This is a genomic window from Erwinia sp. PME.40.26/001 (genome assembly GCF_055556675.1).
This window is the reverse complement of sequence record NZ_JBVHNP010000173.1, coordinates 1-272: the sequence shown is the minus strand read 5'-3', so window position 1 is coordinate 272 and position 272 is coordinate 1. Positions and strand designations below refer to the sequence as shown.

Genomic DNA, 272 nt, shown 5'->3' with positions numbered 1-272 from the left:
CCCCTGTTGCCCCGGCTGCGCAGGATATTGCCGAGGAGGCCGGGCACGGTATCAGCGGCCGTGTCGGCGCCGTCACCGTCCGGGTCGGTAACACTCGGTGGTTGGACCCGCAGACCCTACGGGACGACGCGGACAGCATGGCCGGCGCCGGGATGACCGTCGTGGTTGTCGAGTCCAACGGGCAGATCGCCGGACTGATCGGGGTGCGCGAAGAACTACGCCCCGAAGCGGCCGAGACGATCGCGATGATGACCCGCCTGGGCATCCGCACG

At 69.5% G+C, this 272-nt stretch carries 1 protein-coding gene; it reads left to right on the top strand.

From position 1 onward, the window contains the following. The coding region (locus ACZ3HG_RS23725; RefSeq protein ID WP_465334824.1) for a hypothetical protein at positions 1 to 272 on the top strand (272 nt) is incomplete at both ends.